Source organism: Pseudomonas canadensis, from assembly GCF_000503215.1.
Taxonomy (GTDB): Bacteria; Pseudomonadota; Gammaproteobacteria; order Pseudomonadales; family Pseudomonadaceae; genus Aquipseudomonas; species Aquipseudomonas canadensis.
Genome location: NZ_KI628539.1, coordinates 685965 through 711351, shown reverse-complemented (window position 1 = coordinate 711351; position 25387 = coordinate 685965). Strand labels below are relative to the sequence as shown.

Below are 25387 nucleotides of genomic sequence, written 5' to 3'. Positions count from 1 at the left end.
CATGTACAAATTGACCGTTGAAGGCCTGCATAAAAGCTATGGCGACAATGAGGTGCTCAAAGGTGTTTCGCTCAAGGCCAAGACCGGTGACGTGATCAGCTTGATCGGCGCCAGCGGCTCGGGCAAGAGCACCTTTTTGCGCTGCATCAACTTCCTGGAAACGCCCAACGACGGCGCCATGACCCTCGACGGCCAGCCGATCCGCATGGTCAGTGACCGCCACGGCATGCGCGTGGCCGATGACGCCGAATTACAGCGCCTGCGCACGCGCCTGGCGATGGTGTTCCAGCACTTCAACCTGTGGAGCCACATGAGCGTGCTGGAAAACATCACCATGGCCCCGCGTCGGGTGCTGGGTTGCAGCAAGAAGGACGCCGAGGACCGTGCCCGTCGTTATCTGGATAAAGTCGGCCTCCCTGCACGCGTGGCCGATCAGTACCCGGCGTTCCTCTCCGGCGGCCAGCAACAGCGCGTCGCCATCGCCCGCGCCTTGGCCATGGAGCCGGAGGTGATGCTGTTCGACGAACCCACCTCGGCCCTCGACCCGGAGCTGGTGGGCGAAGTGTTGAAGGTGATCCAGGGTTTGGCCGAGGAAGGCCGCACCATGATCATGGTGACCCACGAAATGAGCTTTGCACGCAAGGTGTCGAGCCAGGTGTTGTTCCTGCATCAGGGCCTGGTGGAAGAGCAAGGCGCGCCGGAAGACGTGCTGGGCAATCCGAAGAGCGAGCGTTTGCAGCAGTTTTTGAGTGGCAATTTGAAGTAAACCTTTGGCCGCTCTGGAGGGTCTGTGGAATAGGCCTTCCAGAGTGTCAGCCGCCCCATGGCAAAACCCACCGATTTCGCCAAACACTGGTTTGCCGCCAAAGGCTGGAAGCCGTTTGCCTTCCAGAAAGAGGTATGGGCGGCGGTCAAGAGCGGCCAATCGGGGCTGCTGCATGCCAGCACCGGTGCGGGTAAAACCTATGCGCTGTGGTTCGCCGCCCTCAACCGCTTCGCCATCACTCGCCCACCTGTAACCGCTAAACGCAAACCACCCGCTGAGCCGCTGACGGTGCTGTGGATCACGCCCATGCGCGCGCTGGCCGCCGACACCGCCCGCGCCCTTGAAGCCCCGCTTGAGGCGTTGCAAATTCCCTGGAGCGTCGGCCTGCGCACCGGCGACACCAGCAGCGGCGAGCGCGCACGCCAGACCCGCCGCCAGCCCACCGCACTGGTCACCACCCCGGAAAGCCTGACGCTGATGCTGGCGCGTGCCGACAGCGAAGTGAGCCTGGCGCACCTGCGCATGGTGGTGGTGGATGAATGGCATGAGCTGATCGGCAACAAGCGCGGTGTGCAGTTGCAACTGGCCTTGGCGCGCCTGCGGCGCTGGCATCCCGAATTGATGGTGTGGGGGATTTCGGCCACCTTGGGTAACCAATCCCACGCACTGGAGGTGTTGGTTCCACAAGGCGACGGGATCAATGTGCAGGGGCAGACGGCTAAACAGTTGGTCATCGACACCTTATTGCCCCCCGTGACCGAACGCTTTCCGTGGGCCGGGCATATTGGTTTGAAGATGCTGCCCCAGGTGGTGGTGGAAGTGGACGCCAGCAGCAGTTGCCTGGTGTTTACCAATACGCGGGCGCAGTCGGAGATTTGGTTCCAGGCATTGCTGGACGCCCGCCCCGATTGGGCTGGGGTGATTGCGCTGCACCATGGTTCGCTGTCCCGAGAGACCCGTGACTGGGTGGAACGGGCCTTGAAAGACGGCCAGCTCAAAGCGGTGGTGTGCACCTCAAGCCTGGACCTGGGGGTGGACTTCCTGCCGGTGGAGCGGGTGTTGCAGATCGGTTCGGCCAAAGGCATAGCGCGGCTGATGCAGCGCGCCGGGCGCTCGGGGCATGCACCGGGACGGCCGTCGAGGGTGACATTGGTGCCCACCCATAGCCTTGAGCTGGTTGAAGCCGCCGCCGCCCAGGATGCGATCGCGCAACGGCGTATCGAAGCGCGGGAATCGCCGTACAAGCCGTTGGATGTACTCGTACAGCACCTGGTCAGCATGGCATTGGGGGGTGGCTTCACGCCTGAGGCCCTGCTGACGGAAGTGCGCGGCGCCTGGGCCTACCACGACCTGACGGATGAAGACTGGGCCTGGGCCCTGGGTTTTGTGCGGCATGGTGGGCTGTCGTTGACCGCCTATCCGGATTATCGCCGGGTGGAACCGGACGAAGACGGTATCTGGCGTGTCCCGGATGCCCGGCTGGCGCGGCGCCATCGAATGAGCGTGGGCACCATCGTCAGTGATGCGAGCATCCACTTGAAATTCTGGAGCAAGGGCGGTGGCGGCAAGAACCTGGGCAGTGTCGAGGAGGGGTTTATTGCGCGGCTAAAGCCGGGAGATGGCTTCCTGTTCGCCGGCCGCCTGCTGGAGTTGGTACGCGTGGAAAACATGACCGCCTATGTACGTCGCAGCACTGCCAAGAAAGCCGCCGTGCCGCGCTGGAATGGCGGACGCATGCCGCTTTCCAATGAGCTGGCGCAAGCGGTGGTGGAACGCTTTGATGCAGCGGCCCATGGCCGCTTCGAGGGACCGGAGATGCAAGCGGTGCAACCTTTGTTGCAAACGCAGTTACGCTGGTCCGGCTTGCCGACGCGCGAACATCTGCTGGCAGAGGCGCTGAAGTCACGGGAAGGCTGGCACCTGTTCCTCTATCCCTTTGCCGGGCGCCAAGTGCACCTGGGTTTGGCGAGCCTGCTGGCGTGGCGTGTGAGTCAACAGCAGGCGGTGACATTTTCGATCGCAGTCAATGATTACGGGCTGGAGTTATTGAGTGCCACTGCAGTGGATTGGCCGGCATTGCTGAATGATGCGCTACTGAGCCCTGAACATTTGCGGGAAGACGTGGCGGCCAGCCTGAATGCCGGGGAGCTGGCCCTGCGCCGCTTCCGTGAGATCGCTCGCATTGCCGGGCTGGTGTTTGCCGGCTATCCAGGCGCACCAAAAAGTACGCGGCAAGTGCAGGCCTCCAGCGGTTTGTTCTTTGAGGTGTTCAAGCAGTACGACCCGCAGAATCTGTTGCTGACTCAGGCAGGCGAAGAAGTCTTACGCGATGAGCTGGATATTCGTCGGCTGGAAGAGACGTTGCGCCATCTTTGCGCGCTGAAACTGGACTTGCATCCGATCGAACGACCTACACCCCTGGCCTTTCCATTGTTGGTTGAACGGATGCGCGAAAGCCTGAGTTCGGAAAAACTCTCGGAACGCATCGCACGCATGGTCAAGGACCTGGAAAAAGTCGCGGATAACGGGAAGCGCTGATGGTGTGCACGGTGAGGCTGGAGGGTGAAGAACTATGGTTACTGGCGGACAAGGCGGTCTACTGGCCTGCACGCCAATGCCTGATGATCGCCGATGCGCATTTCGGCAAAGCCTCGGCGTATCGCAGCCTGGGGCAACCGGTGCCGCAAGGCACCACCACCGAGAACTTGCAGCGCCTGGACCGGCTGCTCTCAGCGCTACCCTGTGCTCAGGTGATCTTTCTCGGCGATTTCCTGCACGGCCCGGGATCGCACGCCAGTGGCACGCTGGGCGCTTTAAGAAACTGGCGAGCGCTTAATCCTGACCTACCCATGACCTTGATTCGTGGCAATCACGACAAACGCGCGGGGGACCCGCCCGAGGACTTGAGGATAGAGGTGGTCACGGAGCCGCTGCTGATAGGCCCTTTTGCCTTGCAGCACGAACCTGACGCCCACCCAAGCCACCACGTGCTGGCGGGGCATGTGCATCCGGTGTATCGGTTACGTGGCAAGGGACGACAGAGCTTAAGGCTGCCGTGCTTTGTGGTCGGTGCCCGAGTGAGCCTGCTGCCGGCGTTCGGTGCATTTACCGGCGGGCATAGAGTGGAACAGGACAATGACCGCCGAATCTATGTGATTGGCGATCATGACGTCTGGCCAGTGGGCTAGGGATCAGGCAACCGGCGCGGGTGGCGGCTCGTCCGGCAGGGTCGGCTCGCCAGGCTCGGTCGGTTGTGGGTAATCCGGCTCGGGTTGACCGGGGATGCCGCCCGCATAAGCAGGGTCGGCCATCAGGGACCAGGCCAGAACGCCAATCTGATTGGGTTCAAGCCGGGCAAGTTCTGCGCTTATTCGCGGGTCGAGCTTCATAAAGTACTCCTCAAGCGTGGCCCGGCGCGTTTTACACGCACCGGGGCAGTACACCTAGATAGAGTCGCTTTTTGCAGACTAATTCCCTTTACGCGTAGGAGCTTTCGATCAAGCGCGTGGGAGAGTGACGCCGCGCTGGCCCTGATACTTGCCTGCACGGTCTTTGTAGGACACTTCACAGGCCTCGTCGGACTGCAGGAACAGCATCTGCGCCACGCCTTCGTTGGCGTAGATTTTCGCCGGCAGCGTGGTGGTGTTGGAAAACTCCAGGGTCACGTGGCCTTCCCACTCGGGTTCAAGCGGTGTCACGTTGACGATGATGCCGCAGCGCGCGTAGGTGCTTTTACCCAGGCAGATGGTCAGCACGTCACGGGGAATACGGAAGAATTCCACGGTGCGCGCCAGGGCGAAGGAGTTCGGCGGAATGATGCACACGTCGCTCTTGACGTCGACGAAGCTCTTTTCGTCAAAGTTCTTTGGATCGACGATCGCCGAATTGATGTTGGTGAACACCTTGAACTCATCGGCGCAGCGCACATCGTAGCCGTAGCTGGAAACGCCGTAGGAAATCACCGGTGCATCGCCCTGACCACGGATCTGGCGCTCGACGAACGGTTCGATCATGCCGTGTTCCTGCGCCATGCGGCGAATCCACTTGTCCGATTTGATGCTCATGGCGGGTGTCCTGAATAGCGAGGTGGAAAAATTCTGTGGGGCATCTTACCGGGGCTGGCGTTGGGGTTCAAAGGCCGCAGGGCTTTTCTTGACGAATGTGCCTGCTCCTATAAGCCGCGCCCAGTGGGGCCGGGACCTGTGCTGGCATGTCCGGTGAGCGGAAATACCACCGCCAGTCACGAATTTGGAGAAACCTTCGGAAATATCATTGGCACGTCCCGGAAAAAGGGTTAAGGTGGCGCCACTGTGCTGCTTGTGTCACTGAGAATCTCTACACGATATGTTGAATTTCGATCCAACCATCTCCAAGAATTTTTCCTGCTCTTTGCACTCAGTCTCGGCCAGGGCTTTTCCTGAGTCGCAGTTAACTTTGTCCAAGGAGATACACCATGTCTAATCGCCAAACTGGTACCGTTAAGTGGTTCAACGATGAAAAAGGCTTCGGCTTCATCACTCCACAATCCGGTGACGACCTGTTCGTTCACTTCAAAGCTATCCAATCCGACGGCTTCAAAAGCCTGAAAGAAGGCCAACAGGTTTCTTTCATCGCTACCCGCGGTCAGAAAGGCATGCAAGCTGAAGAAGTTCAAGTTATCTAACTTGTACTGACTTAGTCGAAAAGACCCCGCCCTTAAAAGCGGGGTTTTTTTATGCCTGGGATTCGGTGCTACACCCTCCCCTGTAGGAGCCCGGCTTGCCGGCGATGGCGGTCTTGAGGGCCTCATCGCCGGCAAGCCGGGCTCCTACAGGGGCAGTTGTTGGCAACGAATGATCAGCGCACAGCAAAACGCCCGGTGCATTCCCATGCACCGGGCGTTTTGTCATAGCGGTCTTATCAATCGTTACTGAAACAACGACTCACTCGACAAGCCATTCTTCTCCAGGATCTCACGCAAGCGCTTGAGCCCTTCTACCTGGATCTGCCGCACCCGCTCACGGGTCAGGCCGATCTCCAGGCCTACGTCCTCCAGGGTGCTGCTCTCATGGCCGCGCAGGCCGAAGCGGCGAATCACCACCTCACGCTGCTTGTCCGTGAGTTCCGACAGCCACTGGTCAATGCTTTGGGAAAGATCATCGTCCTGCAACAGCTCGCAAGGATCTGTAGGGCGATCATCCGTCAGGGTGTCGAGCAGGGTTTTATCCGAATCAGGACCCAGCGAGACATCGACCGAAGACACGCGCTCATTCAAGCCGAGCATGCGTTTGACCTCCCCTACCGGTTTCTCCAGCAGGTTGGCGATCTCTTCGGGCGAAGGTTCATGATCGAGTTTCTGGGTAAGCTCACGCGCTGCCCGCAGGTAGACGTTGAGCTCCTTGACCACATGGATCGGCAACCGGATCGTGCGGGTCTGATTCATGATCGCCCGTTCGATGGTCTGGCGAATCCACCAGGTGGCATAGGTCGAAAAGCGGAAGCCACGCTCGGGGTCGAACTTCTCCACAGCCCGGATCAGGCCCAGGTTGCCTTCCTCGATCAGGTCCAACAGGGACAGCCCACGATTGACGTAGCGCCGGGCGATTTTCACCACTAGGCGCAGGTTGCTTTCAATCATGCGCTTGCGCCCAGCCGGGTCGCCCTTTTGCGACAATCGCGCAAAATGGACTTCTTCTTCGGGGGTCAGCAGAGGGGAAAAGCCGATTTCATTGAGGTACAGCTGAGTGGCATCGAGCGCCCGTGTGTAGTCAATGTACTTGTGTTGCTTTAACGCGGTGGAGTTCTTGGATTTGGTGCGAACTGAAGGTACAGCAGGTCCCTCATTCGACATCGATTCCGTAGCGATACCGGTCTCCATAAGGAGAACCTCATCGTCGATGTCAAACTCCGGCGCTTCTTTACTGAGAGCCATTGTTATAGTCCTTTGGTGAGTTCGACCTCAAGCTCAAGCGGCGCCTTTATCCTTGGCAACGCTGGAGCCTGTTCCTTCTACGTGAGGGAACAGGCTGTGCAACACATCAACGACGGGGTAGGAATTGCAGCGGATCTACAGGTTTCCCTTGGCGGCGAATCTCAAAGTGCAGTTTCACCCGGTCTGTACCAGTTGACCCCATTTCGGCAATTGTCTGTCCGACCTTGACCTGCTGCCCCTCCCGAACCAACAGCCTACGGTTATGGCCGTAAGCACTGACGTAGGTATCGCTGTGTTTGATGATGACCAGCTCGCCGTAGCCCCGTAAACCACTCCCGGCGTACACCACTGTCCCATCAGACGCAGCTAAAACAGGCTGTCCCAAATCTCCGGCGATATCAATGCCTTTATTCAAACTACCGTTTGAAGAGAATTTTCCAATTAACACTCCGTTTGAAGGCCATCCCCAACCGGTCGGTGCAGGCCCGGCAGGTGGCAACGGCGCGGGTGCCGGCTTGGCCGCAGGGGCCGGCGTGGCGGTGCCCGCAGGCCGGGTGATGATAGTAGTTTTGCTCGATGACGACGGCGAAGATCCGGTGTTTGTCACAACTGCCGTAGGCGTTGAACCGGTGCGCCCGTCGAAGCGAATCGTCTGACCCGGATGTATCGTGTAGGGCACAGGAATATTGTTACGAGCTGCAAGTGCCTTGTAATCCCAACCATAACGGAAGGCGATCGAGAACATCGTGTCGCCCTTGCGCACCACGTATTGCCCGGTGGTCACCGTCGGTTTCTGCGGGACCGCATTATTACGGTCAACCACCCGCGCGCCGCTGCTTGGCGAGCTGGAGCATCCTACCAACACGGAACTGAAGACGAGGCCAAGCACCAGTCGATGAAAGCTTGTTTTACTCATACGCTGCGCAAGACCTGTGAGACTCACCCGCCGCTCCCTTTGTGGTGGCTGAACATGAATGCCTGTATCAGGCTTGAAATATGACGCAAGTATAACTGGGCATTGGCTTTTTACCGGCACACGACTGAAACGAAAAGTTCATCGCGTTTAATGCCGACGCCCGATCATGTTGACTCGATGGACCCCGCCGTAAGACACATCCCCGCCAACAGAATTCAATGCCTGCAAACAAATGCTCAGGCCAGCGGCCCGTTGAGCAGCGGCACGAAGCGCACAGCGCCCAGTACATGCCGGGAAAAACCTTCTTCCTCACGGATAATGAGCATCAATTGTTGCACTTCACCGGAGCCCACCGGGATGACCAGCCGTCCGCCTGGAGCAAGTTGATCGAGCAACGCCTGGGGCACATCGGTAGCCACGGCGGTGACGATAATGCCGTTGTAAGGCGCCAGCGCCGGCCAGCCTTCCCAGCCATCGCCCCAGCGAAACACCACGTTGCGCAGGTTCAACTCGACCAGGCGTTCCTTGGCACGGTCTTGCAGCACCTTGATGCGCTCGACCGAGAACACCCGCTCCACCAGTTGCGCCAGCACGGCGGTCTGGTAGCCGGAGCCGGTGCCGATCTCCAGCACTTTGTCCAAAGGCCCCGCCGCCAACAGCAGCTCGCTCATGCGCGCCACCATATACGGCTGGGAGATGGTCTGGTTGTGGCCGATGGGCAGCGCGGTGTCTTCGTAGGCTCGGTGCGCCAGGGCCTCATCGACAAACAGATGCCGAGGCGTGCGCCGGATCACTTCCAGCACCTGAGCGTTGGACAACCCCTCTTCGTACAAGCGCTGGATCAAGCGTTCGCGGGTACGCTGGGACGTCATCCCGATCCCCCGGCGCAGCAAGTCGTCTTGTTCACGGCCCATCAGCGCAGCCCCTCCAGCCAGCCATCGAGACCACTGAAGGCATCACTGAAGGTGCGATCAAATTGCAACGGGGTAATCGACACATAGCCTTGCATCACGGCATGAAAGTCCGTGCCCTCACCGCCATCTTCCGCATCACCCGCTGCCGCAATCCAATAGCCTTCCTTGCCACGCGGGTCGACCACCTTCAACGGCGCCGCCGCGCGGGCACGATGCCCCAGGCGCGTCAGTTGGATGCCGCGAATATGGTCGAGGGGCAAGTTGGGAATATTGACGTTGAGCACCGTGCGCGGCGGCAGGCTCAGGGAACCATGGGCTTCGACCAGCTTGCGCGCGAAATACGCAGCACTCGGCAAGTTATCCAGCTGGCGCGAAGCAAACGAAAAGGCGAACGCCGTACGCCCCAGGAAGCGACCTTCAAGCGCCGCCGCCACGGTGCCGGAATACAGCACGTCGTCGCCCAGGTTGGCGCCGAGGTTGATACCCGACACCACCAGGTCCGGCTCATGATCCAGCAGGCTGTTGATCGCCAGGTGGACGCAGTCGGTGGGGGTGCCGTTCACGCTGATAAAGCCATTGGCCAGGACTTGCGGGTGCAGCGGACGGTCGAGCGTCAGCGAACTGCTGGCGCCGCTCTTGTCCTGGTCGGGGGCAACCACCACGCACTCGGCGTAATCTTCCAGCGCAGCATAGAGCGCGGCAAGACCGGGTGCGGTGGCACCGTCATCGTTTGATATCAGAATACGCATGGGTTGTCCGTCTGCCCCACCGGCACCAGATCAACAAGCTCGCGCACCAAGACAGTGGCGAAGCATCCGGCCGGCAGGACGAATTCCAATTGCAGAATGTCCAGCGAGGGATAATGCCACGTCAAACCGCCAATGGGCAGTCGCAGAATGCGACGTTCCTGGCTCATGCCGGCATTCACCAGCCAATCACGCAAGTCGGCTTCACCGGCGGCGACCGCCTGTTCAAGCTCAAAAGTTGCCCCCGTGGCAGGAGAATCACCTTCGCCCCACTGTGGTCCGGTCGGGTGCAGGTCCAGGATCGCCAAGCGTGGGTCGCTGCATTCAGCCTCCCCCGCCGGGAAAAAACTGCGGCTGTCGGTAAAGGCCAGCAAGTCGCCGACCTGGGCGCGCTGCCATGAACCGTCGGCCACACGCGCCGCCAACACTTTGTTGAACAGGAAGCTGCGCGCCGTGGACAGCAACCGCGATCGCACGTTGCGCTGTTCCGGCAACGCCTTGCGCGCGGCCCACTCACGGGCGTCGACCACGTTGCCGCCGTTGTGGCCAAAACGCTGCGCGCCGAAGTAGTTGGGAATGCCGTGTTGTGCAATCAGTTGCAACCGCGCGTCGATGGCGGCGGTGTCACCGGCCAACTGGGTCAGGCGCAAGGTGAAACCATTGGCTGAGTGTGCACCGCGTTGCAGCTTGCGCTTGTGACGGGCGGTCTTGAGGACCTTGAGCGTGTCGTTCTCCGCCGCGCTCATGTCCGGATCGGCCTTGCCGGGCAGTTGCACGCTGAACCATTGGCGGGTCAACGCCTGGCGATCCTTGAGCCCGGCGTAGCTGACCGTGCGCAGTGGCACGCCCGCCGCCTTGGCGATGCGCCGCGCGGCTTCTTCTGTATTGAGGCCACGCTTCTCAACCCACAACCACAGGTGCTCACCCTCGCCGGTCAGCGGTATATCCAGCACTTCATCAACCTGGAAGTCTTCGGCCGTCGCTTTCAGTACCGCGCTGCCCAGAGCTTCGCCATAGGCCCGTGGACCCAACAGTTGCACGTCATTCATGCGCGCAGCAACAAGGCGACGGAGTGCACGGCGATGCCCTCTTCACGACCGGTAAAGCCGAGCTTTTCGGTAGTAGTGGCTTTCACGTTCACTTGATCCAGTTCAATTTGCAGATCCGCGGCAATCAGCGCACGCATCGACTCGATATGAGGGGCCATCTTCGGCGCCTGGGCCACGATGGTGTTGTCAACGTTGCCAACCTTCCAGCCTTTGGCGTGGATCAGGCCAACCACATGGCGCAGCAGTACACGGCTGTCCGCGCCCTTGAAGGTCGGGTCGGTGTCCGGAAAGTGCTTGCCGATATCGCCCAACGCCGCCGCGCCGAGCAAGGCATCGCTCAAGGCATGCAAGACAACGTCGCCGTCGGAATGAGCTAGCAACCCATGGTGGTGTGCAATGCGCACGCCGCCCAGGGTGATGAAATCGCCTTCGGCGAAACGGTGCACATCGTAGCCGTGGCCAATACGCATAAAAAAACGCCCCGATTTAATTCAGGGCGTGATTCTACCTACTTTTGCCTCACATTAACCGAGCAAAGCACGGCCATGGTGTCGCAAATGGTCTTCGATGAAGCTGGCGATAAAGAAGTAGCTGTGGTCGTAGCCGGGTTGCAGGCGCAGTTCCAGCGGATGGTTGGCCGCCTTGGCCGCTTGCTGCAGGGCTTCAGGCTTGAGTTGCACAGCGAGGAAGTCGTCGCGATCGCCCTGGTCCACCAGCAGCGGCAGCTTTTCCGAGGCCTCGCTGATCAACACGCAGGCATCCCATTCGCGCCATTTCGAGCGCTCTTCACCCAAATAACGCGAGAAGGCTTTCTGGCCCCACGGGCAATCCATCGGGTTGTTGATCGGCGAAAACGCCGACACCGACAGGTATCGCCCGGGATTGCGCAAGGCACACACCAACGCCCCGTGGCCGCCCATGGAGTGGCCGCTGATGCCGCGTTTGTCCGAAGCCGGGAAATGCGCTTCAACCAATGCCGGCAATTCCTGCACCACGTAGTCATGCATCCGGTAGTGCTTGGCCCAGGGTTCCTGGGTGGCATTCAGGTAGAAGCCGGCGCCGAGGCCGAAATCCCAGGCGTTGTCTGGATCGCCCGGCACACCCGGCCCACGCGGGCTGGTGTCCGGCGCGACGATGATCAAGCCCAGCTCGGCAGCCATGCGCTGGGCGCCGGCCTTCTGCATGAAGTTCTCGTCGGTGCAGGTCAGGCCGGACAGCCAGTACAGCACCGGCAACTTGCCGCCCTCTTCCGCTTGCGGCGGCAGGTAGACGGCGAACGTCATGTCGCAACCGAGCACATCGGAATGATGCTTGTAGCGTTTATGCCAGCCGCCGAAGCTTTTCTGGCACGACAGGTTTTCCAGACTCATGGTCGACCTCAGAAGTGGATGACGGTACGAATGCTCTTGCCTTCATGCATCAGGTCAAACGCTTTGTTGATGTCTTCCAGGCCCATGGTGTGGGTGATGAAGGTGTCCAGCGGGATCTCCCCGGTCTGGGCCATTTCCACATAGCTTGGCAATTCGCTGCGGCCGCGCACGCCGCCGAAGGCCGAACCGCGCCAGACGCGACCGGTCACCAACTGGAACGGACGGGTGGCGATTTCCTGGCCGGCACCGGCAACGCCGATGATCACCGACTCGCCCCAACCTTTGTGGCAGCACTCAAGGGCGGCGCGCATCAGTTGCACGTTGCCGATGCATTCGAAGGAGAAGTCCACGCCGCCATCGGTGAGGTCGACGATCACGTCCTGGATCGGGCGATCGTAATCTTTCGGGTTGATGCAGTCGGTGGCGCCCAGTTGCTTGGCGATTTCGAACTTGGCCGGGTTGATATCGATGGCAATGATGCGGCCAGCCTTGGCCTTGACCGCGCCGATCACCGCCGACAGGCCAATGCCGCCTAGGCCGAAGATGGCCACGGTGTCGCCCGGCTTGACCTTGGCAGTATTGATCACCGCGCCGATGCCGGTGGTGACGCCACAGCCCAGCAGGCAGACTTTTTCCAGCGGGGCTTCTTTAGGAATCTTGGCTACGGAAATTTCCGGCAGCACGGTGTACTCGGAAAAAGTCGAGGTGCCCATGTAGTGGAAAATCGGCTGGCCTTTGTAGGAGAAACGCGTGGTGCCGTCTGGCATCAGGCCTTTGCCCTGAGTGGAACGAATGGCTTGGCACAGGTTGGTCTTGCCCGACAGGCAGAATTTACACTTGCCGCATTCTGGAGTGTACAGCGGGATCACATGATCGCCGACAGCCACCGACGTCACACCTTCGCCGATCGCTTCAACCACGGCACCGCCTTCGTGACCGAGGATCGACGGGAAGATACCTTCCGGGTCCGCGCCCGACAGGGTGTAGGCGTCGGTATGGCAGACACCGGAGGCGACCACCCGCAACAGCACTTCGCCAGCCTTCGGCATGGCGACATCCACTTCGACGATCTCAAGGGGCTTTTTGGCTTCGAAAGCTACGGCAGCGCGGGACTTGATCATCCGGGTTTCTCCAGGCGGTTAAAAATTGAGACGGTGAGTGTAAAACATGGCTGACTGATGAATAATCCGGGCAAAAGCAAAACTTTATTGCTGTACAGGGACAATCATCATGTTGGAAAACCGCTGGGAAGGCATCGACGAGTTTGTCGCGGTCGCCGAATGCAGTCAGTTCACGGCAGCGGCGGAACGCCTGGGAGTGTCGTCGTCCCACATCAGTCGCCAAGTGGCGCGCCTGGAAGAACGTCTGCAAACGCGGCTGCTGTACCGCAGTACGCGCAAGGTGACCCTCACCGAAGCGGGCCAGACGTTCCTGCAACATTGCCAACGCCTGCAGGACGGTCGCGAAGAAGCTTTGCGCGCAGTGGGCGACCTCACCAGCGAACCCAAGGGCATGTTGCGCATGACCTGCGCAGTGGCGTACGGCGAGCGTTTTATCGTGCCGCTGGTCACCCGCTTCATGGCGCTCTATCCGCAGTTGCGCGTGGATATTGAGCTGAGCAACCGCCAGTTGGACCTAGTGCACGAAGGCCTCGACCTGGCGATCCGCCTGGGGCGATTGCAGGATTCGCGCATGGTCGCCAGCCGACTGGCACCGAGGCGCATGTACTTGTGCGCGTCACCGTCCTACCTGGCGCGGTATGGTCGGCCACATAGCTTGTCGGAGTTGAGTCGGCACAACTGCTTGATCGGCAGCTCTGATATCTGGCAATTGGCCCAGGAAGGGCGGGAATTTTCCCAGCGGGTGCAGGGGAACTGGCGCTGCAATAGTGGGCAAGCGGTGCTGGACGCAGCGTTGCAAGGTGTGGGGTTGTGCCAGTTGCCGGACTATTACGTGCTGGAGCACCTGCACAGTGGCGCGTTGGTGTCGTTGCTGGAGGCGCATCAGCCACCGAATACGGCGGTGTGGGCACTGTATCCGCAGCAGCGGCATTTGTCGCCGAAGGTCAGGAAGTTGGTGGATTTTTTGAAGGAGGGGTTGGCCGAGCGGCCAGAGTACAACGCACTGTAGGAGCGAGCTTGCTCGCGAAAAGCCTGAGAGCGCCGCGTTAACCCAGACGAACCGCGTTATCGTTGACGTTTTTCGCGAGCAAGCTCGCTCCTACAGAGATCGATTCGCCCACCGCAGGCGTAGCCACTCCAGATCTTCTGGCCGGGTCACCTTGATATTGTCCGAGCGCCCTTCGATCAGGCGTGGCGCCTGGCCGGACCATTCCATGGCCGAGGCTTCGTCGGTGATAACGGCATCCGCCACCAGGCTGTCGGCCAACGCGCGATGCAAGGCGCCGAGGCGGAACATCTGCGGCGTGTAGGCCTGCCAGATCAGGCTGCGGTCGACGGTCTCGACCACACGACCATGCTTGTCGACACGCTTGAGGGTGTCGCGGGCCGGTACGGCCAGCAAGCCGCCGACCGGGTCGTCCGCCAGTTCGGCGAGTAACCTGTCCAGATCATCACGGCTCAAGTTCGGCCGTGCCGCATCGTGGACCAGCACCCAATCGTCATCGCTGGCGCCTAGGGCATTAAGTTGCAGCAGCGCATTGAGCACAGACCCCGAACGCTCGTCGCCGCCGTCCGCACGCACAATGCGTGGATCGTTGGCACAAGGCAAGGCTGGCCAGTAAGGATCGTCTACAGCAAGACTGACCACCAGCCCTTTCAGGTCTGGATGGTCAAGAAAACAGCCAAGGCTGTGTTCGAGAATAGTGCGCCCGCCCAGTTGCAAATATTGCTTGGGGCGGTCCGCGGCCATACGGGCACCGACGCCCGCGGCAGGAATCACGGCCCAGAAGGCCGGCAAGCGGTGGTTCATTGGGCCAACTGGTAGAGGGTTTCGCCCTCCTTGACCATGCCCAGTTCATGACGAGCCCGCTCTTCCACGGTCTCCGTACCTTTTTTCAGCTCAAGCACTTCGGCATCGAGGACGCGGTTACGCTCCAGCAGGATCTCGTTTTCGGCGTGCTGTGCAGCAATTTGCTCGGTCAGGTCTTTTACCTGCGCAAAGCTGCCATTACCCACCCATAGGCGGTACTGCAGGCCAGCCAGCAACAAGAGCAAGACGAGGAACAACCAATTGGGACTGCGCATCGAATATCGGGTATCCAGTGAAAAAAGACAGCCATGCAAAACTTTTGAAGCAACTGATAGCACGAAGCCTGGAAGAACCAGGCTTGTGCTTGATAGCCATCAGATTAGCGTCGAAATCCACACTGTCGTGAGTTTTCCGACGCAATCCGCTGACTTTTTACCATGCCTTACCACCAAGTAGCGATCAGCCGCGAAACTCGCCGCGACCGTTGTACTTGGCCTTGCCCGCCAGTTGCTCTTCGATACGCAGCAATTGGTTGTACTTGGAAACGCGGTCGGAACGGCACAGGGAACCAGTCTTGATCTGGCCCGCCGAGGTGCCCACGGCCAAGTCGGCAATGGTCGAGTCTTCGGTTTCGCCGGAGCGGTGGGAGATCACGGCGGTGTAGCCCGCAGCCTTGGCCATCTGGATGGCTTCCAGGGTTTCGGTCAGGGTGCCGATCTGGTTGAACTTGATCAGGATCGAGTTGGCGATCTTTTTATCGATGCCTTCTTTCAGGATCTTAGTGTTGGTCACGAACAAGTCGTCGCCCACCAGTTGGATTTTCTCGCCGATCTTGTCGGTAAGGATTTTCCAGCCATCCCAGTCGGACTCGTCCAGGCCGTCTTCGATCGAGATGATCGGGTAGCGCTGGGTCAGGCCCTTCAGGTAGTCAGCAAAACCTTCGGAGTTGAACACCTGGCCTTCGCCGGACAGGTTGTATTTACCGTCTTCGTAGAACTCGCTGGCCGCACAGTCCAGGGCCAGGGTCACGTCGGTGCCGAGCTTGTAGCCAGCGTTGGCCACAGCTTCGGAGATCACTTTCAGTGCATCTTCGTTGGACGCCAGGTTCGGTGCGAAACCACCTTCGTCACCCACCGCAGTGCTCAAGCCACGGGCCTTCAGTACCGCCTTGAGGTGATGGAAAATCTCGGTGCCCATGCGCAGGCCTTCGGAGAAGGACTTGGCGCCCACCGGCTGCACCATGAATTCCTGGATGTCGACGTTGTTATCGGCATGCTCGCCACCGTTGATGATGTTCATCATCGGCACCGGCATCGAGTACACGCCCGGCGTGCCGTTCAGGTTGGCAATGTGCGCGTACAGCGGCAGGTCCTGATCCTGGGCAGCAGCCTTGGCAGCGGCCAGGGACACGGCGAGGATGGCGTTGGCGCCCAGGCTGCCTTTGTTTTCGGTGCCGTCGAGCTTGATCATCGCGTGGTCCAGGGCTTTCTGGTCCAGCGGGTCCTTACCCAGCAACAGGTCACGGATCGGGCCGTTGATGTTGGCTACAGCCTTGAGTACACCCTTGCCCAGGTAACGGCTCTTGTCGCCATCACGCAGTTCCAGCGCTTCGCGCGAACCGGTGGAAGCACCGGACGGCGCGCAGGCGCTGCCGATGATGCCGTTATCGAGAAGCACGTCGGCTTCGACGGTGGGGTTGCCACGGGAGTCGAGAACTTCACGACCTTTGATGTCGACGATTTTTGCCATTGTTGTAAACACTCCAAAGTTGACGAAAACGACGCAGCTGAAGGAAATCTTTTGACCGACCGCAAGGGTGGAACAACGAGGCAGGCTTGCAGACGACAAGGCTCAGGCCCGCAGGCCTGAGCGTAAAGCGTGGGAAATTCTACCGGAGAAACGAAGCTTACGCGGTCTCTACCGTCGGAAAACTCTTGACCAGTTCGTCCAACTGCTTGAGTTGGGCCAGGAACGGCTCCAGCTTGTCCAGGCGCAGGGCGCATGGGCCATCGCATTTGGCGTTGTCCGGGTCCGGATGGGCTTCCAGGAACAGGCCCGCCAGGGACTGGCTGATGCCAGCCTTGGCCAGGTCCAGCACCTGGGCACGACGCCCACCAGCGGAATCGGCGCGACCACCGGGCATTTGCAGCGCGTGGGTCACGTCGAAGAACACCGGGTATTCAAACTGTTTCATGATGCCGAAACCGAGCATGTCCACCACGAGGTTGTTGTAGCCGAAGCTAGAACCGCGCTCGCAGAGGATCAACTGGTCATTACCCGCTTCCACGCACTTGTTCAGGATGTGTTTCATCTCCTGGGGCGCGAGGAACTGGGCTTTCTTGATATTGATCACAGCGCCGGTCTTGGCCATCGCGACCACCAGGTCGGTCTGGCGCGACAGGAAGGCCGGCAACTGGATGATGTCGCACACCTCGGCGACCACGGCGGCCTGTTCAGGCTCGTGGACGTCGGTAATGATCGGCACGCCGAAGGCTTGCTTGATGTCCTGGAAGATCCGCATGCCTTCTTCAAGGCCCGGGCCGCGATAGGAGGTCACGGACGAACGGTTGGCCTTGTCGAAGCTGGCCTTGAACACGTAAGGGATACCGAGTTTCTCGGTTACCTTCACATATTCTTCACAGACCTGCATCGCCATGTCGCGGCTTTCCAGCACGTTCATGCCGCCGAACAGCACCATGGGCTTGTCGTTGGCAATCTCGATGTCGCCGACGCGAATGATCTTCTGGGCCATCAGGGTTACGCCTTCTTCTGGTGTTGCGTCAGTGCGGCCTTGACGAAACCGCTGAACAACGGGTGACCGTCACGTGGTGTCGAGGTGAACTCAGGGTGGAACTGGCACGCCACGAACCACGGATGATCCGGCGCCTCGACCACTTCAACCAGCGCGCCATCACCGGAGCGACCGGAGATTTTCAGGCCAGCTTCTTTGATTTGCGGCAGCAGGTTGTTGTTCACTTCGTAGCGGTGACGGTGACGCTCGACGATCACGTCCTTGCCGTAGCAGTCGTGAACCAGCGAGCCCGGTTCCAGCAGGCAGTCCTGCGCGCCGAGGCGCATGGTGCCGCCCAGGTCGGACGCTTCGGTACGGGTTTCGACCGCGCCAGTGGCATCTTCCCACTCGGTGATCAGGCCCACGACCGGGTGACCGCTCTTGCTGTCGAACTCGGTGGAGTTGGCGTCTTTCCAGCCCAGCACGTTACGGGCGAACTCGATGACGGCCACTTGCATGCCCAGGCAGATACCCAGGTACGGCACCTTGTTCTCGCGAGCATATTGAACTGCAGTGATCTTGCCTTCCACGCCACGCAGGCCGAAACCGCCGGGAACGAGGATCGCGTCCACACCTTCGAGCAAGGCAGTGCCTTGGTTCTCGATGTCTTCGGAATCGATGTAGCGCAGGTTGACCTTGGTGCGGTTGCTGATACCGGCGTGGCTCATCGCTTCGATCAGCGACTTGTACGCGTCCAGCAGTTCCATGTACTTGCCGACCATGGCGATGGTGACTTCGTGCTCAGGGTTGAGCTTGGCATCGACCACGGCTTCCCACTCGGACAGGTCCGCGCCGTTGCATTGCAGGCCGAAACGCTCGACCACAAAATCGTCCAGGCCTTGCGAGTGCAGGATACCCGGGATCTTGTAGATGGTGTCGGCGTCTTCCAGCGCGATCACCGCACGTTCTTCAACGTTGGTGAATTGCGCAATCTTGCGACGCGAGGAAATGTCGATCGGGTGATCGGAGCGGCAAACCAGCACGTCCGGCTGCAGGCCAATGGAGCGCAGTTCCTTGACCGAGTGCTGGGTAGGCTTGGTTTTGGTTTCGCCGGCGGTGGCGATGTACGGCACCAAGGTCAGGTGCATCAGCATCGCGCGCTTGGCGCCGACTTCGAAACGCAACTGGCGGATGGCTTCGAGGAACGGTTGGGACTCAATGTCACCGACGGTGCCGCCGATCTCGACCATTGCCACGTCGGCATCGCCTGCACCCTTGATGATGCGGCGCTTGATTTCGTCGGTGATGTGCGGGATCACCTGGATGGTTGCACCCAGGTAGTCACCACGGCGCTCCTTGCGCAGCACGTGCTCGTAGACACGGCCGGTGGTGAAGTTGTTGTTCTGGGTCATGGTCGTGCGGATGAACCGCTCGTAGTGGCCCAGGTCCAGGTCGGTCTCGGCGCCGTCGTGGGTGACGAACACTTCACCGTGCTGGAACGGGCTCATGGTGCCCGGGTCAACGTTGATGTACGGGTCCAGCTTGAGCATGGTGACCTTAAGTCCCCGCGCCTCCAGGATGGCCGCCAATGAAGCCGATGCGATGCCTTTCCCCAATGAAGAAACAACACCGCCCGTGACGAATATGTAGCGCGTCATGAAAAACCCTAGAAGTCTGCGTTAAAGCGGTCCGAGCCGCCGGGGAAAGCGAAGGAAGGCCGAAGCCCCCGATCACCTGCATTAATCACAGTGCACCTTTCAAAAAAACCGCCGCGTGGTGACAGACCAGCAATGAAACACCGGTACGTTGATCGCTACACATTTTTTGGAATCGCCCAGCAAAGACTGCTTGGTAATCGGCAACTGCTGCAATTCAAGAGAATCCACAGAAGTTGTATCAAGAAGGGAGCGTAGTCTACCGGAAAGGCGCTATCAGCTCAAACCTTGATCGCAGGTCTGTGGCATCCAATGTAATTGCCACTCATCGCTCGGCGCCGGCCAGAGTCCCGCAAGGCTGGGCGCGCCCAGCAATTGCTCGCCTTGGTACAGCAGCGGCAATCTGCCACGGACGCAGCCCGGCAGCCCGCTTTCGTTAAGCAAACGCTTCAAGTCGCGCCGACCGCGGCCTGGCACTGCGAGGATTTCGCCGCCCTGGCGGTAGCGGATCGTCAATGGACCTCCAGGCACCCTGCCCGTCAGCTGCACCTGACCATTGCCGGGTAACTCTAGTGGGTTTTGCGAATCGGGCCAGCTCACCGACGCGTCAGAAAAATCCGACCAAGTGGAGGGCAGCCACCAGATACGCTCGCCGCAGCGCTGCAGATCACCGTCCGCCAGGCGCCACAGGGGCTGCGCGTCACCCTTGGCGTCACGTAGCGAATGCCAGCTGGCCCAGTGGTCGCTGTCGGGTAGACGGGTCAGAGGGGTTAGCCAGTGGCGTAGGGCGTTGCGCTGGCGGGCGTCGGTAAGCTCGCGCAAAGGTGCAAGGGCCAAGGACGGTAGATGCAGCCATGAAAACGGCGAAAATTGATTGGCGGCTCGCAAGTCCATCTGCGCCAGCTCATCCAGCAAGTCTTGGGCTTCACTCAGGTGCTCGGCGGTGCGCGCCAGGCTTGCGGTAGCCTGCGGCCAACGTTCCGTCAGGACAGGAAGCACGCGATGGCGCAGGTAATTGCGGGAGAATCGCGAGTCCGCATTGGAAAGATCTTCGATCCATTTGAGCTGATGCGCCTCGGCATAGGCTTCCAGCTCTGCACGCGAGACATCCAACAAGGGCCGCACAAGGCAGCCAGCCGCCAGCGGGCGCTGTAGTGGCATAGCCGCCAGCCCGCGCACACCAGCCCCGCGCAAGAGTCGGAATAACAAGGTTTCAGCCTGATCATCGCGATGCTGGCCTGTCAGCAGCACCTCCCCTGTCCCGGTCACCTCGGTAAACACCTGGTAACGCGCGTCACGCGCGGCACGCTCAAGACTGGCGCCGGGTTGCACCTGCACATGCATCACGCGCAACGGCACGCCCAGGCTGTCGCATGTCGACTGGCAGTGAGCAGGCCACGCATCAGCGGCAGCTTGCAAGCCATGATGAACATGAACAGCACGGAGGGGCGGGAGCGATTCGGTATTTGCCAGACTGGCGAGGAGATGCAGCAGGACGGTGGAATCAAGTCCACCCGAGAATGCGATGTGCCAGGCTGGGGCGTTGCGCCAGGGTGACAGAACTTGCAAGAGTTTGGCGGCTAAGGAAGGCTTCATGAAAAATACCGCCATCTATCTGGAATGCAATGACTTAGCATACACAAAGCAAATGTGGGAGCGGGCTTGCTCGCGAATGCAGAGTGTCAGTCACTGAAAGGTCGACTGATCCACCGCATTCGCGAGCAAGCCCGCTCCCACACTTGGTCCTGCGTAGTCTTACAGACCGTAGCTCATCAGGCGCTCATAACGACGCGCCAGCAACGCTTCGTTGTCCAGCTTCTTGAGCATCGCCAGTTGCGAACCCAGTTCAGCGCGGATAGTCGCGGCAGCAGCAGCCGGGTCGCGGTGGGCGCCGCCCAGCGGCTCGGCGATGACTTTGTCCACGATACCCAGGCCTTTGAGGCGATCGGCGGTAATGCCCATGGCTTCGGCAGCGTCCGGCGCCTTTTCGGCGGTTTTCCACAGGATCGAGGCGCAACCTTCCGGCGAAATCACCGCGTAGGTCGAATACTGCAGCATGTTCAACTGGTCGCAGACACCAATAGCCAGTGCGCCGCCGGAACCACCTTCACCAATCACGGTGGCGATGATCGGGGTTTTCAGGCGGGCCATGACGCGCAGGTTCCAGGCGATAGCCTCGCTCTGGTTGCGCTCTTCAGCGTCGATACCTGGGTAGGCGCCCGGGGTGTCGATGAAGGTCAGGATCGGCATCTTGAAGCGCTCGGCCATTTCCATCAGGCGGCACGCCTTGCGGTAGCCTTCCGGACGCGGCATGCCGAAGTTGCGGCGAACCTTCTCACGCACTTCACGGCCTTTCTGGTGACCGATCACCATCACCGGCTGGTCGTCCAGGCGCGCGATACCGCCCACGATCGCCGCGTCGTCGGAGAAGTGGCGGTCGCCGTGCAGCTCGTCGAACTCGGTGAAAATATGCTGAATGTAGTCCAGGGTGTATGGACGGCGCGGGTGGCGGGCCAGGCGCGCGATCTGCCAACTGGTCAGCTTGCCGAAGATGTCTTCGGTGAGCGTGCTGCTCTTGTCTTGCAGGCGAGCGATCTCATCGCCGATATTCAGCGAATTGTCATTGCCGACCAGGCGCAGTTCTTCGATCTTGGCTTGCAGGTCAGCGATCGGCTGTTCGAAATCAAGAAAATTCGGGTTCATAAGCGTCCGTCTTGGGTCGACGGCCAGGGAGTGCCTGGCCAGCCGGTTGTCTATTCGCGCCCTACCTTAAGGGAGAGGCGCGTTTAGGTCGAGATTAAATGTTCAGTCGAGATCAGGTGCCCTGACCGTCAACGGTATTGGAGGAAGACGTTGTCTCGCCCGAACTGGTCACGCAAAGCTTGAATCAAGCCATCAGCCGGATCAATCCGCCAAGTCTCGCCAAACTGCAACATGGCCTTGGCGTCACTGCCGGTGTACTCCATGGTCACCGGGCATGCGCCGCGGTGGCGTTTGAGCAGGTCGCCCAACCAGCGTAGCTGATCGCCCTTGAGCGCTTCGGTTTTTACCTTCAAGCGCAGGCTTTCGGCCAGATTGGTCCGCGCGTCTTCCATGCTCATCACCCGCTTGATCCGCAGGCGCAGGCCACCGGAGAAGTCATCGTTGCTGACCTCCCCCTCCACCACCACCATGGCATCGGTCTGCAACAGCGACTGTGCGGAGTGGAAGGCGTCGGCAAACAGTGAGGCTTCGATGCGCCCTGAACGGTCGTCAAGGGTGATGAAGCCCATCTTGTCGCCCTTTTTATTCTTCATTACCCGCAAGGCGATGATCATGCCGGCGACGGTCTGGGTATCCCGCGCAGGCTTCAGGTCGATGATGCGCTGACGGGCGAAACGGCGGATTTCACCTTCGTATTCGTCAATCGGGTGACCGGTAAGGTACAGGCCTAAGGTGTCTTTCTCACCCTTGAGACGTTCCTTGAGGGTCAGCTCCTTGGCCTTGCGGTGGTTGGCGTACACATCCGCATCTTCTTCGACGAACAACCCGCCAAACAGGTCGGCATGGCCGCTGTCATGGGTGCGGGCGGTCTGTTCGGCAGCCTTGATCGCTTCTTCCATGGCGGTGAGCAGCACCGCACGGTTGCGGTCGATATTCGCCTGGTAAGCCTTGGGCTCATCATGGAAATACGGGCCGAGACGGTCGAGTGCGCCGCTGCGGATCAGGCCATCGAGGGTACGCTTGTTAATGCGTTTGAGGTCAACCCGCGCACAGAAGTCGAACAGGTCGGCGAACGGCCCACTCTGACGCGCTTCGACGATAGCTTCCACCGGGCTTTCGCCTACGCCTTTGATCGCGCCCAGGCCATAAATGATGCGGCCTTCGTCGTTCACCGTGAACTTGAACTCCGAGGCGTTCACGTCCGGCGCGTCAAGGCGCAGCTTCATGGTGCGCACTTCCTCGATCAAGGTCACGACCTTGTCGGTGTTGTGCATATCCGCCGAGAGTACCGCGGCCATGAACGGCGCCGGGTAGTGGGCTTTCAGCCAGGCAGTCTGGTACGACACCAGGCCGTAGGCGGCCGAGTGGGATTTGTTGAAACCATAACCGGCGAACTTTTCCACCAGGTCGAAGATGTTACCGGCCAGGTCCGCGTCGATATTGTTGGTGGCGCAACCTTCAATGAAACCGCCACGCTGCTTGGCCATTTCTTCAGGCTTTTTCTTACCCATGGCTCGACGCAGCATGTCCGCGCCGCCAAGGGTATAGCCGGCCATCACCTGGGCAATCTGCATCACCTGTTCCTGATACAGGATGATGCCGTAGGTCGGCGCCAGTACTGGTTTGAGGCCTTCGTACTGGTAGTCGGAGTGCGGGTACGCCAGCTCGGCGCGGCCGTGCTTACGGTTGATGAAGTCGTCCACCATGCCGGACTGCAACGGGCCCGGACGGAACAGGGCCACCAGTGCGATCAAGTCTTCCAGGCAGTCGGGCTTGAGCTTTTTGATCAGCTCTTTCATGCCGCGCGACTCAAGCTGGAACACCGCCGTGGTTTCGGCTTTTTGCAGCAAGGTGTAAGTCGGTTTGTCGTCCAGCGGGATAAACGCGATATCCAGCGGCGCTTCGTTGACCTTGGCGCGGTCGCGGTTGATGGTCTTGAGCGCCCAGTCGATGATCGTCAGGGTTCGCAGCCCGAGGAAGTCGAACTTCACCAGGCCGGCAGCCTCCACGTCGTCCTTGTCGAACTGGGTTACCAGGCCGTCGCCTTCTTCGTCGCAGTAGATCGGCGAAAAGTCGGTGAGTTTTGTAGGAGCAATAACCACACCACCGGCGTGCTTACCGACGTTACGCACCACGCCTTCGAGCTTGCGGGCCATGTCCCAGATTTCGGCGGCTTCTTCGTCGACCTTGATGAAATCGCGCAGGATTTCTTCCTGCTCGTAGGCTTTTTCCAGGGTCATGCCGACTTCGAACGGGATCATCTTCGACAGACGGTCCGCCAGGCCGTAGGACTTGCCCTGCACCCGGGCCACGTCACGGATTACAGCCTTCGCCGCCATGGAACCGAAGGTGATGATCTGGCTCACCGCGTTGCGGCCATATTTCTCGGCCACGTACTCGATCACGCGGTCACGGCCATCCATGCAGAAGTCGACGTCGAAGTCGGGCATGGAAACCCGTTCCGGGTTCAGGAACCGTTCGAACAGCAGGTCATATTCCAGCGGGTCGAGGTCGGTGATCTTCTGCACGTACGCAACCAACGAGCCAGCACCTGACCCCCGGCCCGGACCTACCGGTACGCCGTTGTTCTTGGCCCACTGGATAAAGTCCATCACGATCAGGAAGTAACCGGGGAAGCCCATCTGGATGATGATATCCAGCTCGAAATTCAGCCGATCGACGTAGACCTGGCGTTTGGCATCGTAATCTTCGGTGGTGTCCTTGGGCAGCAGAACGCTGAGGCGCTCTTCCAGCCCGTCGAAGGACACCTTGCGGAAATATTCATCGATGGTCATGCCATCGGGAATCGGGAAGTTGGGCAGGAAGTGCTTGCCCAGCTTCACTTCGATATTGCAGCGCTTGGCGATTTCGACGGAGTTTTCCAGGGCCTCGGGCAGGTCGCTGAACAGCTCGGCCATTTCGTCGGCGCTTTTGAGGTACTGCTCTTCGCTGTAGTTCTTCGAGCGACGCGGGTCATCCAGGGCACGGCCTTCGCCGATGCACACGCGGGTTTCGTGGGCTTCGAAGTCTTCCTTCTTGATGAAGCGCACATCGTTGGTCGCCACCAACGGCGCCCCCAGCTTATCGGCCAGGGCCACGGCGGCGTGCAGGTGTTCTTCATCGTTGGGGCGGTTGGTACGCTGGACTTCCAGGTAGAAACGATCCGGGAAGACCTGCATCCACTCCTTGGCCAGTACTTCGGCTTCTTGAGGGTTGCCACCCAGCAGCGCGATACCGATCTCGCCCTCTTTGGCGGCCGACAGCATGATCAGGCCTTCGCTAGCCTCGGCGACCCATTCGCGCTCGATGATGATCGAGCCATTGCGCTGGCCGTCGATAAAGCCACGGGAAATCAATTCGGTGAGGTTGCGATAACCCACGCCGTTCATCGCCAGCAGGCTGATGCGGCTCAGGGGGTTATCCGGGTCTTTGTTGGACAGCCACAGGTCGGCACCGCAGATCGGCTTGATGCCGGCGCCCATGGCGTTCTTGTAGAACTTGACCAGGGAACACATGTTGTTCTGATCGGTCACCGCGACCGCAGGCATGTTCATGCCCACCAGTGTTTTGACCAGCGGTTTGATCCGTACCAGGCCGTCGACCAGGGAGTATTCAGTGTGCAGGCGTAGGTGAACGAATGAAGCCGGCATAGTGATCTCTTATACGTGGAAAACAACAAGGCCCGGATTGTACCG

General features: G+C 60.0%; 23 protein-coding genes. 5 read left to right on the top strand and 18 right to left on the bottom strand.

What is annotated here, in order from left to right:
• Nucleotide 1 precedes the first annotated feature (1 nt).
• From U367_RS0126165 to pdeM, 3 genes are read left to right on the top strand one after another with little or no spacing between them, the layout of a single operon-like run.
• Nucleotides 2–766 (top strand): ABC transporter ATP-binding protein, encoded by a 765-nt coding sequence (locus U367_RS0126165; protein WP_016976886.1) that lies wholly within the window; start codon nt 2–4, stop codon nt 764–766.
• Nucleotides 767–823: 57 nt separating this feature from the next.
• Complete coding sequence (locus U367_RS0126160; protein WP_028619220.1) at nt 824–3304, top strand: ligase-associated DNA damage response DEXH box helicase; 2481 nt, start codon at nt 824–826, stop codon at nt 3302–3304.
• Nucleotides 3304–3954, top strand: a complete 651-nt coding sequence (pdeM, locus tag U367_RS0126155; protein WP_028619219.1) for a ligase-associated DNA damage response endonuclease PdeM — start codon at nt 3304–3306, stop codon at nt 3952–3954. Before U367_RS0126160 ends, pdeM begins: the two co-directional genes overlap by 1 nt.
• A 3-nt stretch (nt 3955–3957) precedes the next feature.
• Here the strand turns inward: pdeM and U367_RS0126150 are convergent, their stop codons facing one another.
• Together U367_RS0126150 and dcd are read right to left on the bottom strand one after the other, a co-directional pair.
• The gene (locus U367_RS0126150; RefSeq protein ID WP_016976883.1) at nt 3958–4155 is read right to left on the bottom strand and encodes a hypothetical protein; all 198 of its coding nucleotides are present in this window, start codon (nt 4153–4155) and stop codon (nt 3958–3960) included.
• A gap of 108 nt (nt 4156–4263) precedes the next feature.
• Entirely contained in the window at nt 4264–4830 is a 567-nt protein-coding gene (gene dcd / locus U367_RS0126145; protein WP_010212421.1) for a dCTP deaminase, read from the bottom strand.
• A 389-nt stretch (nt 4831–5219) separates the two neighbouring features.
• On the opposite strand from dcd, the gene U367_RS0126140 reads away from it, so the two are divergent.
• Nucleotides 5220–5429 carry a cold-shock protein gene (locus tag U367_RS0126140; protein WP_002554837.1) on the top strand — a complete coding sequence of 70 codons (210 nt, stop codon included), beginning with the start codon at nt 5220–5222 and terminating at the stop codon, nt 5427–5429.
• Between the two features lie 243 nt (nt 5430–5672).
• On the opposite strand, the gene rpoS is transcribed toward U367_RS0126140, so the two are convergent.
• The 8 genes from rpoS to U367_RS0126100 form a co-directional block, all read right to left on the bottom strand.
• Entirely contained in the window at nt 5673–6677 is a 1005-nt protein-coding gene (rpoS, locus tag U367_RS0126135) for an RNA polymerase sigma factor RpoS (protein WP_025855149.1), read from the bottom strand.
• A gap of 106 nt (nt 6678–6783) precedes the next feature.
• A complete protein-coding gene (locus tag U367_RS1000000131195) occupies nt 6784–7620 on the bottom strand; it encodes a peptidoglycan DD-metalloendopeptidase family protein (RefSeq protein ID WP_028619218.1) in 837 nt (278 codons plus the stop codon).
• Nucleotides 7621–7829: 209 nt separating this feature from the next.
• Nucleotides 7830–8465, bottom strand: coding sequence for a protein-L-isoaspartate(D-aspartate) O-methyltransferase (locus U367_RS0126125; RefSeq protein WP_010212427.1), 636 nt, complete (start codon nt 8463–8465; stop codon nt 7830–7832).
• 41 nt (nt 8466–8506) lie between these two features.
• Nucleotides 8507–9256, bottom strand: a complete 750-nt coding sequence (gene surE, locus U367_RS0126120; protein ID WP_028619217.1) for a 5'/3'-nucleotidase SurE — start codon at nt 9254–9256, stop codon at nt 8507–8509.
• Nucleotides 9244–10302, bottom strand: a complete 1059-nt coding sequence (gene truD, locus U367_RS0126115; protein ID WP_028619216.1) for a tRNA pseudouridine(13) synthase TruD — start codon at nt 10300–10302, stop codon at nt 9244–9246. The genes surE and truD overlap by 13 nt, the downstream gene beginning before the upstream one ends.
• Nucleotides 10299–10772 (bottom strand): 2-C-methyl-D-erythritol 2,4-cyclodiphosphate synthase, encoded by a 474-nt coding sequence (gene ispF, locus U367_RS0126110; RefSeq protein ID WP_012722614.1) that lies wholly within the window; start codon nt 10770–10772, stop codon nt 10299–10301. The genes truD and ispF overlap by 4 nt, the downstream gene beginning before the upstream one ends.
• 54 nt (nt 10773–10826) lie before the next feature.
• Nucleotides 10827–11672 carry an S-formylglutathione hydrolase gene (fghA, locus tag U367_RS0126105; RefSeq protein WP_028619215.1) on the bottom strand — a complete coding sequence of 282 codons (846 nt, stop codon included), beginning with the start codon at nt 11670–11672 and terminating at the stop codon, nt 10827–10829.
• An 8-nt stretch (nt 11673–11680) separates the two neighbouring features.
• Nucleotides 11681–12793: an S-(hydroxymethyl)glutathione dehydrogenase/class III alcohol dehydrogenase gene (locus tag U367_RS0126100; protein ID WP_010212435.1), complete on the bottom strand. Its 1113-nt coding sequence runs from the start codon at nt 12791–12793 to the stop codon at nt 11681–11683.
• 109 nt (nt 12794–12902) lie between these two features.
• Between U367_RS0126100 and U367_RS0126095 the strand changes: the two genes are divergently transcribed.
• Nucleotides 12903–13802: a LysR substrate-binding domain-containing protein gene (locus U367_RS0126095; RefSeq protein ID WP_028619214.1), complete on the top strand. Its 900-nt coding sequence runs from the start codon at nt 12903–12905 to the stop codon at nt 13800–13802.
• Nucleotides 13803–13892: 90 nt separating this feature from the next.
• Here U367_RS0126095 and ispD read toward each other — a convergent pair whose 3' ends face one another.
• The 8 genes from ispD to dnaE form a co-directional block, all read right to left on the bottom strand.
• Nucleotides 13893–14603 (bottom strand): 2-C-methyl-D-erythritol 4-phosphate cytidylyltransferase, encoded by a 711-nt coding sequence (ispD, locus tag U367_RS0126090; protein WP_028619213.1) that lies wholly within the window; start codon nt 14601–14603, stop codon nt 13893–13895.
• Entirely contained in the window at nt 14600–14878 is a 279-nt protein-coding gene (gene ftsB / locus U367_RS0126085; protein WP_003231201.1) for a cell division protein FtsB, read from the bottom strand. The genes ispD and ftsB overlap by 4 nt, the downstream gene beginning before the upstream one ends.
• Nucleotides 14879–15062: 184 nt before the next feature.
• Nucleotides 15063–16352, bottom strand: coding sequence for a phosphopyruvate hydratase (gene eno / locus U367_RS0126080; RefSeq protein ID WP_028619212.1), 1290 nt, complete (start codon nt 16350–16352; stop codon nt 15063–15065).
• 157 nt (nt 16353–16509) lie between these two features.
• Nucleotides 16510–17355: a 3-deoxy-8-phosphooctulonate synthase gene (kdsA, locus tag U367_RS0126075; RefSeq protein ID WP_010212442.1), complete on the bottom strand. Its 846-nt coding sequence runs from the start codon at nt 17353–17355 to the stop codon at nt 16510–16512.
• Between the two features lie 5 nt (nt 17356–17360).
• Nucleotides 17361–18992 carry a CTP synthase gene (locus tag U367_RS0126070; RefSeq protein WP_010212443.1) on the bottom strand — a complete coding sequence of 544 codons (1632 nt, stop codon included), beginning with the start codon at nt 18990–18992 and terminating at the stop codon, nt 17361–17363.
• A gap of 273 nt (nt 18993–19265) precedes the next feature.
• Nucleotides 19266–20585 carry a tRNA lysidine(34) synthetase TilS gene (gene tilS, locus U367_RS0126065; protein WP_028619211.1) on the bottom strand — a complete coding sequence of 440 codons (1320 nt, stop codon included), beginning with the start codon at nt 20583–20585 and terminating at the stop codon, nt 19266–19268.
• A gap of 159 nt (nt 20586–20744) precedes the next feature.
• Nucleotides 20745–21692, bottom strand: coding sequence for an acetyl-CoA carboxylase carboxyltransferase subunit alpha (locus U367_RS0126055; protein WP_016976871.1), 948 nt, complete (start codon nt 21690–21692; stop codon nt 20745–20747).
• A 128-nt stretch (nt 21693–21820) separates the two neighbouring features.
• Nucleotides 21821–25342, bottom strand: a complete 3522-nt coding sequence (gene dnaE / locus U367_RS0126050; protein ID WP_028619210.1) for a DNA polymerase III subunit alpha — start codon at nt 25340–25342, stop codon at nt 21821–21823.
• Nucleotides 25343–25387 lie beyond the last annotated feature (45 nt).

Bases quoted from the DNA above. Each gene is read 5' to 3' on its own strand.
- U367_RS0126165 (WP_016976886.1), top strand. From the start codon at position 2: ATGTACAAATTGACCGTTGAAGGCCTGCATAAAAGCTATGGCGACAAT.
- U367_RS0126160 (WP_028619220.1), top strand. From the start codon at position 824: ATGGCAAAACCCACCGATTTCGCCAAACACTGGTTTGCCGCCAAAGGC.
- pdeM (WP_028619219.1), top strand. From the start codon at position 3,304: ATGGTGTGCACGGTGAGGCTGGAGGGTGAAGAACTATGGTTACTGGCG.
- U367_RS0126150 (WP_016976883.1), bottom strand. From the start codon at position 4,155: ATGAAGCTCGACCCGCGAATAAGCGCAGAACTTGCCCGGCTTGAACCC.
- dcd (WP_010212421.1), bottom strand. From the start codon at position 4,830: ATGAGCATCAAATCGGACAAGTGGATTCGCCGCATGGCGCAGGAACAC.
- U367_RS0126140 (WP_002554837.1), top strand. From the start codon at position 5,220: ATGTCTAATCGCCAAACTGGTACCGTTAAGTGGTTCAACGATGAAAAA.
- rpoS (WP_025855149.1), bottom strand. From the start codon at position 6,677: ATGGCTCTCAGTAAAGAAGCGCCGGAGTTTGACATCGACGATGAGGTT.
- U367_RS0126125 (WP_010212427.1), bottom strand. From the start codon at position 8,465: ATGACGTCCCAGCGTACCCGCGAACGCTTGATCCAGCGCTTGTACGAA.
- surE (WP_028619217.1), bottom strand. From the start codon at position 9,256: ATGCGTATTCTGATATCAAACGATGACGGTGCCACCGCACCCGGTCTT.
- truD (WP_028619216.1), bottom strand. From the start codon at position 10,302: ATGAATGACGTGCAACTGTTGGGTCCACGGGCCTATGGCGAAGCTCTG.
- ispF (WP_012722614.1), bottom strand. From the start codon at position 10,772: ATGCGTATTGGCCACGGCTACGATGTGCACCGTTTCGCCGAAGGCGAT.
- fghA (WP_028619215.1), bottom strand. From the start codon at position 11,672: ATGAGTCTGGAAAACCTGTCGTGCCAGAAAAGCTTCGGCGGCTGGCAT.
- U367_RS0126100 (WP_010212435.1), bottom strand. From the start codon at position 12,793: ATGATCAAGTCCCGCGCTGCCGTAGCTTTCGAAGCCAAAAAGCCCCTT.
- U367_RS0126095 (WP_028619214.1), top strand. From the start codon at position 12,903: ATGTTGGAAAACCGCTGGGAAGGCATCGACGAGTTTGTCGCGGTCGCC.
- ispD (WP_028619213.1), bottom strand. From the start codon at position 14,603: ATGAACCACCGCTTGCCGGCCTTCTGGGCCGTGATTCCTGCCGCGGGC.
- ftsB (WP_003231201.1), bottom strand. From the start codon at position 14,878: ATGCGCAGTCCCAATTGGTTGTTCCTCGTCTTGCTCTTGTTGCTGGCT.
- eno (WP_028619212.1), bottom strand. From the start codon at position 16,352: ATGGCAAAAATCGTCGACATCAAAGGTCGTGAAGTTCTCGACTCCCGT.
- kdsA (WP_010212442.1), bottom strand. From the start codon at position 17,355: ATGGCCCAGAAGATCATTCGCGTCGGCGACATCGAGATTGCCAACGAC.
- U367_RS0126070 (WP_010212443.1), bottom strand. From the start codon at position 18,992: ATGACGCGCTACATATTCGTCACGGGCGGTGTTGTTTCTTCATTGGGG.
- tilS (WP_028619211.1), bottom strand. From the start codon at position 20,585: ATGAAGCCTTCCTTAGCCGCCAAACTCTTGCAAGTTCTGTCACCCTGG.
- U367_RS0126055 (WP_016976871.1), bottom strand. From the start codon at position 21,692: ATGAACCCGAATTTTCTTGATTTCGAACAGCCGATCGCTGACCTGCAA.
- dnaE (WP_028619210.1), bottom strand. From the start codon at position 25,342: ATGCCGGCTTCATTCGTTCACCTACGCCTGCACACTGAATACTCCCTG.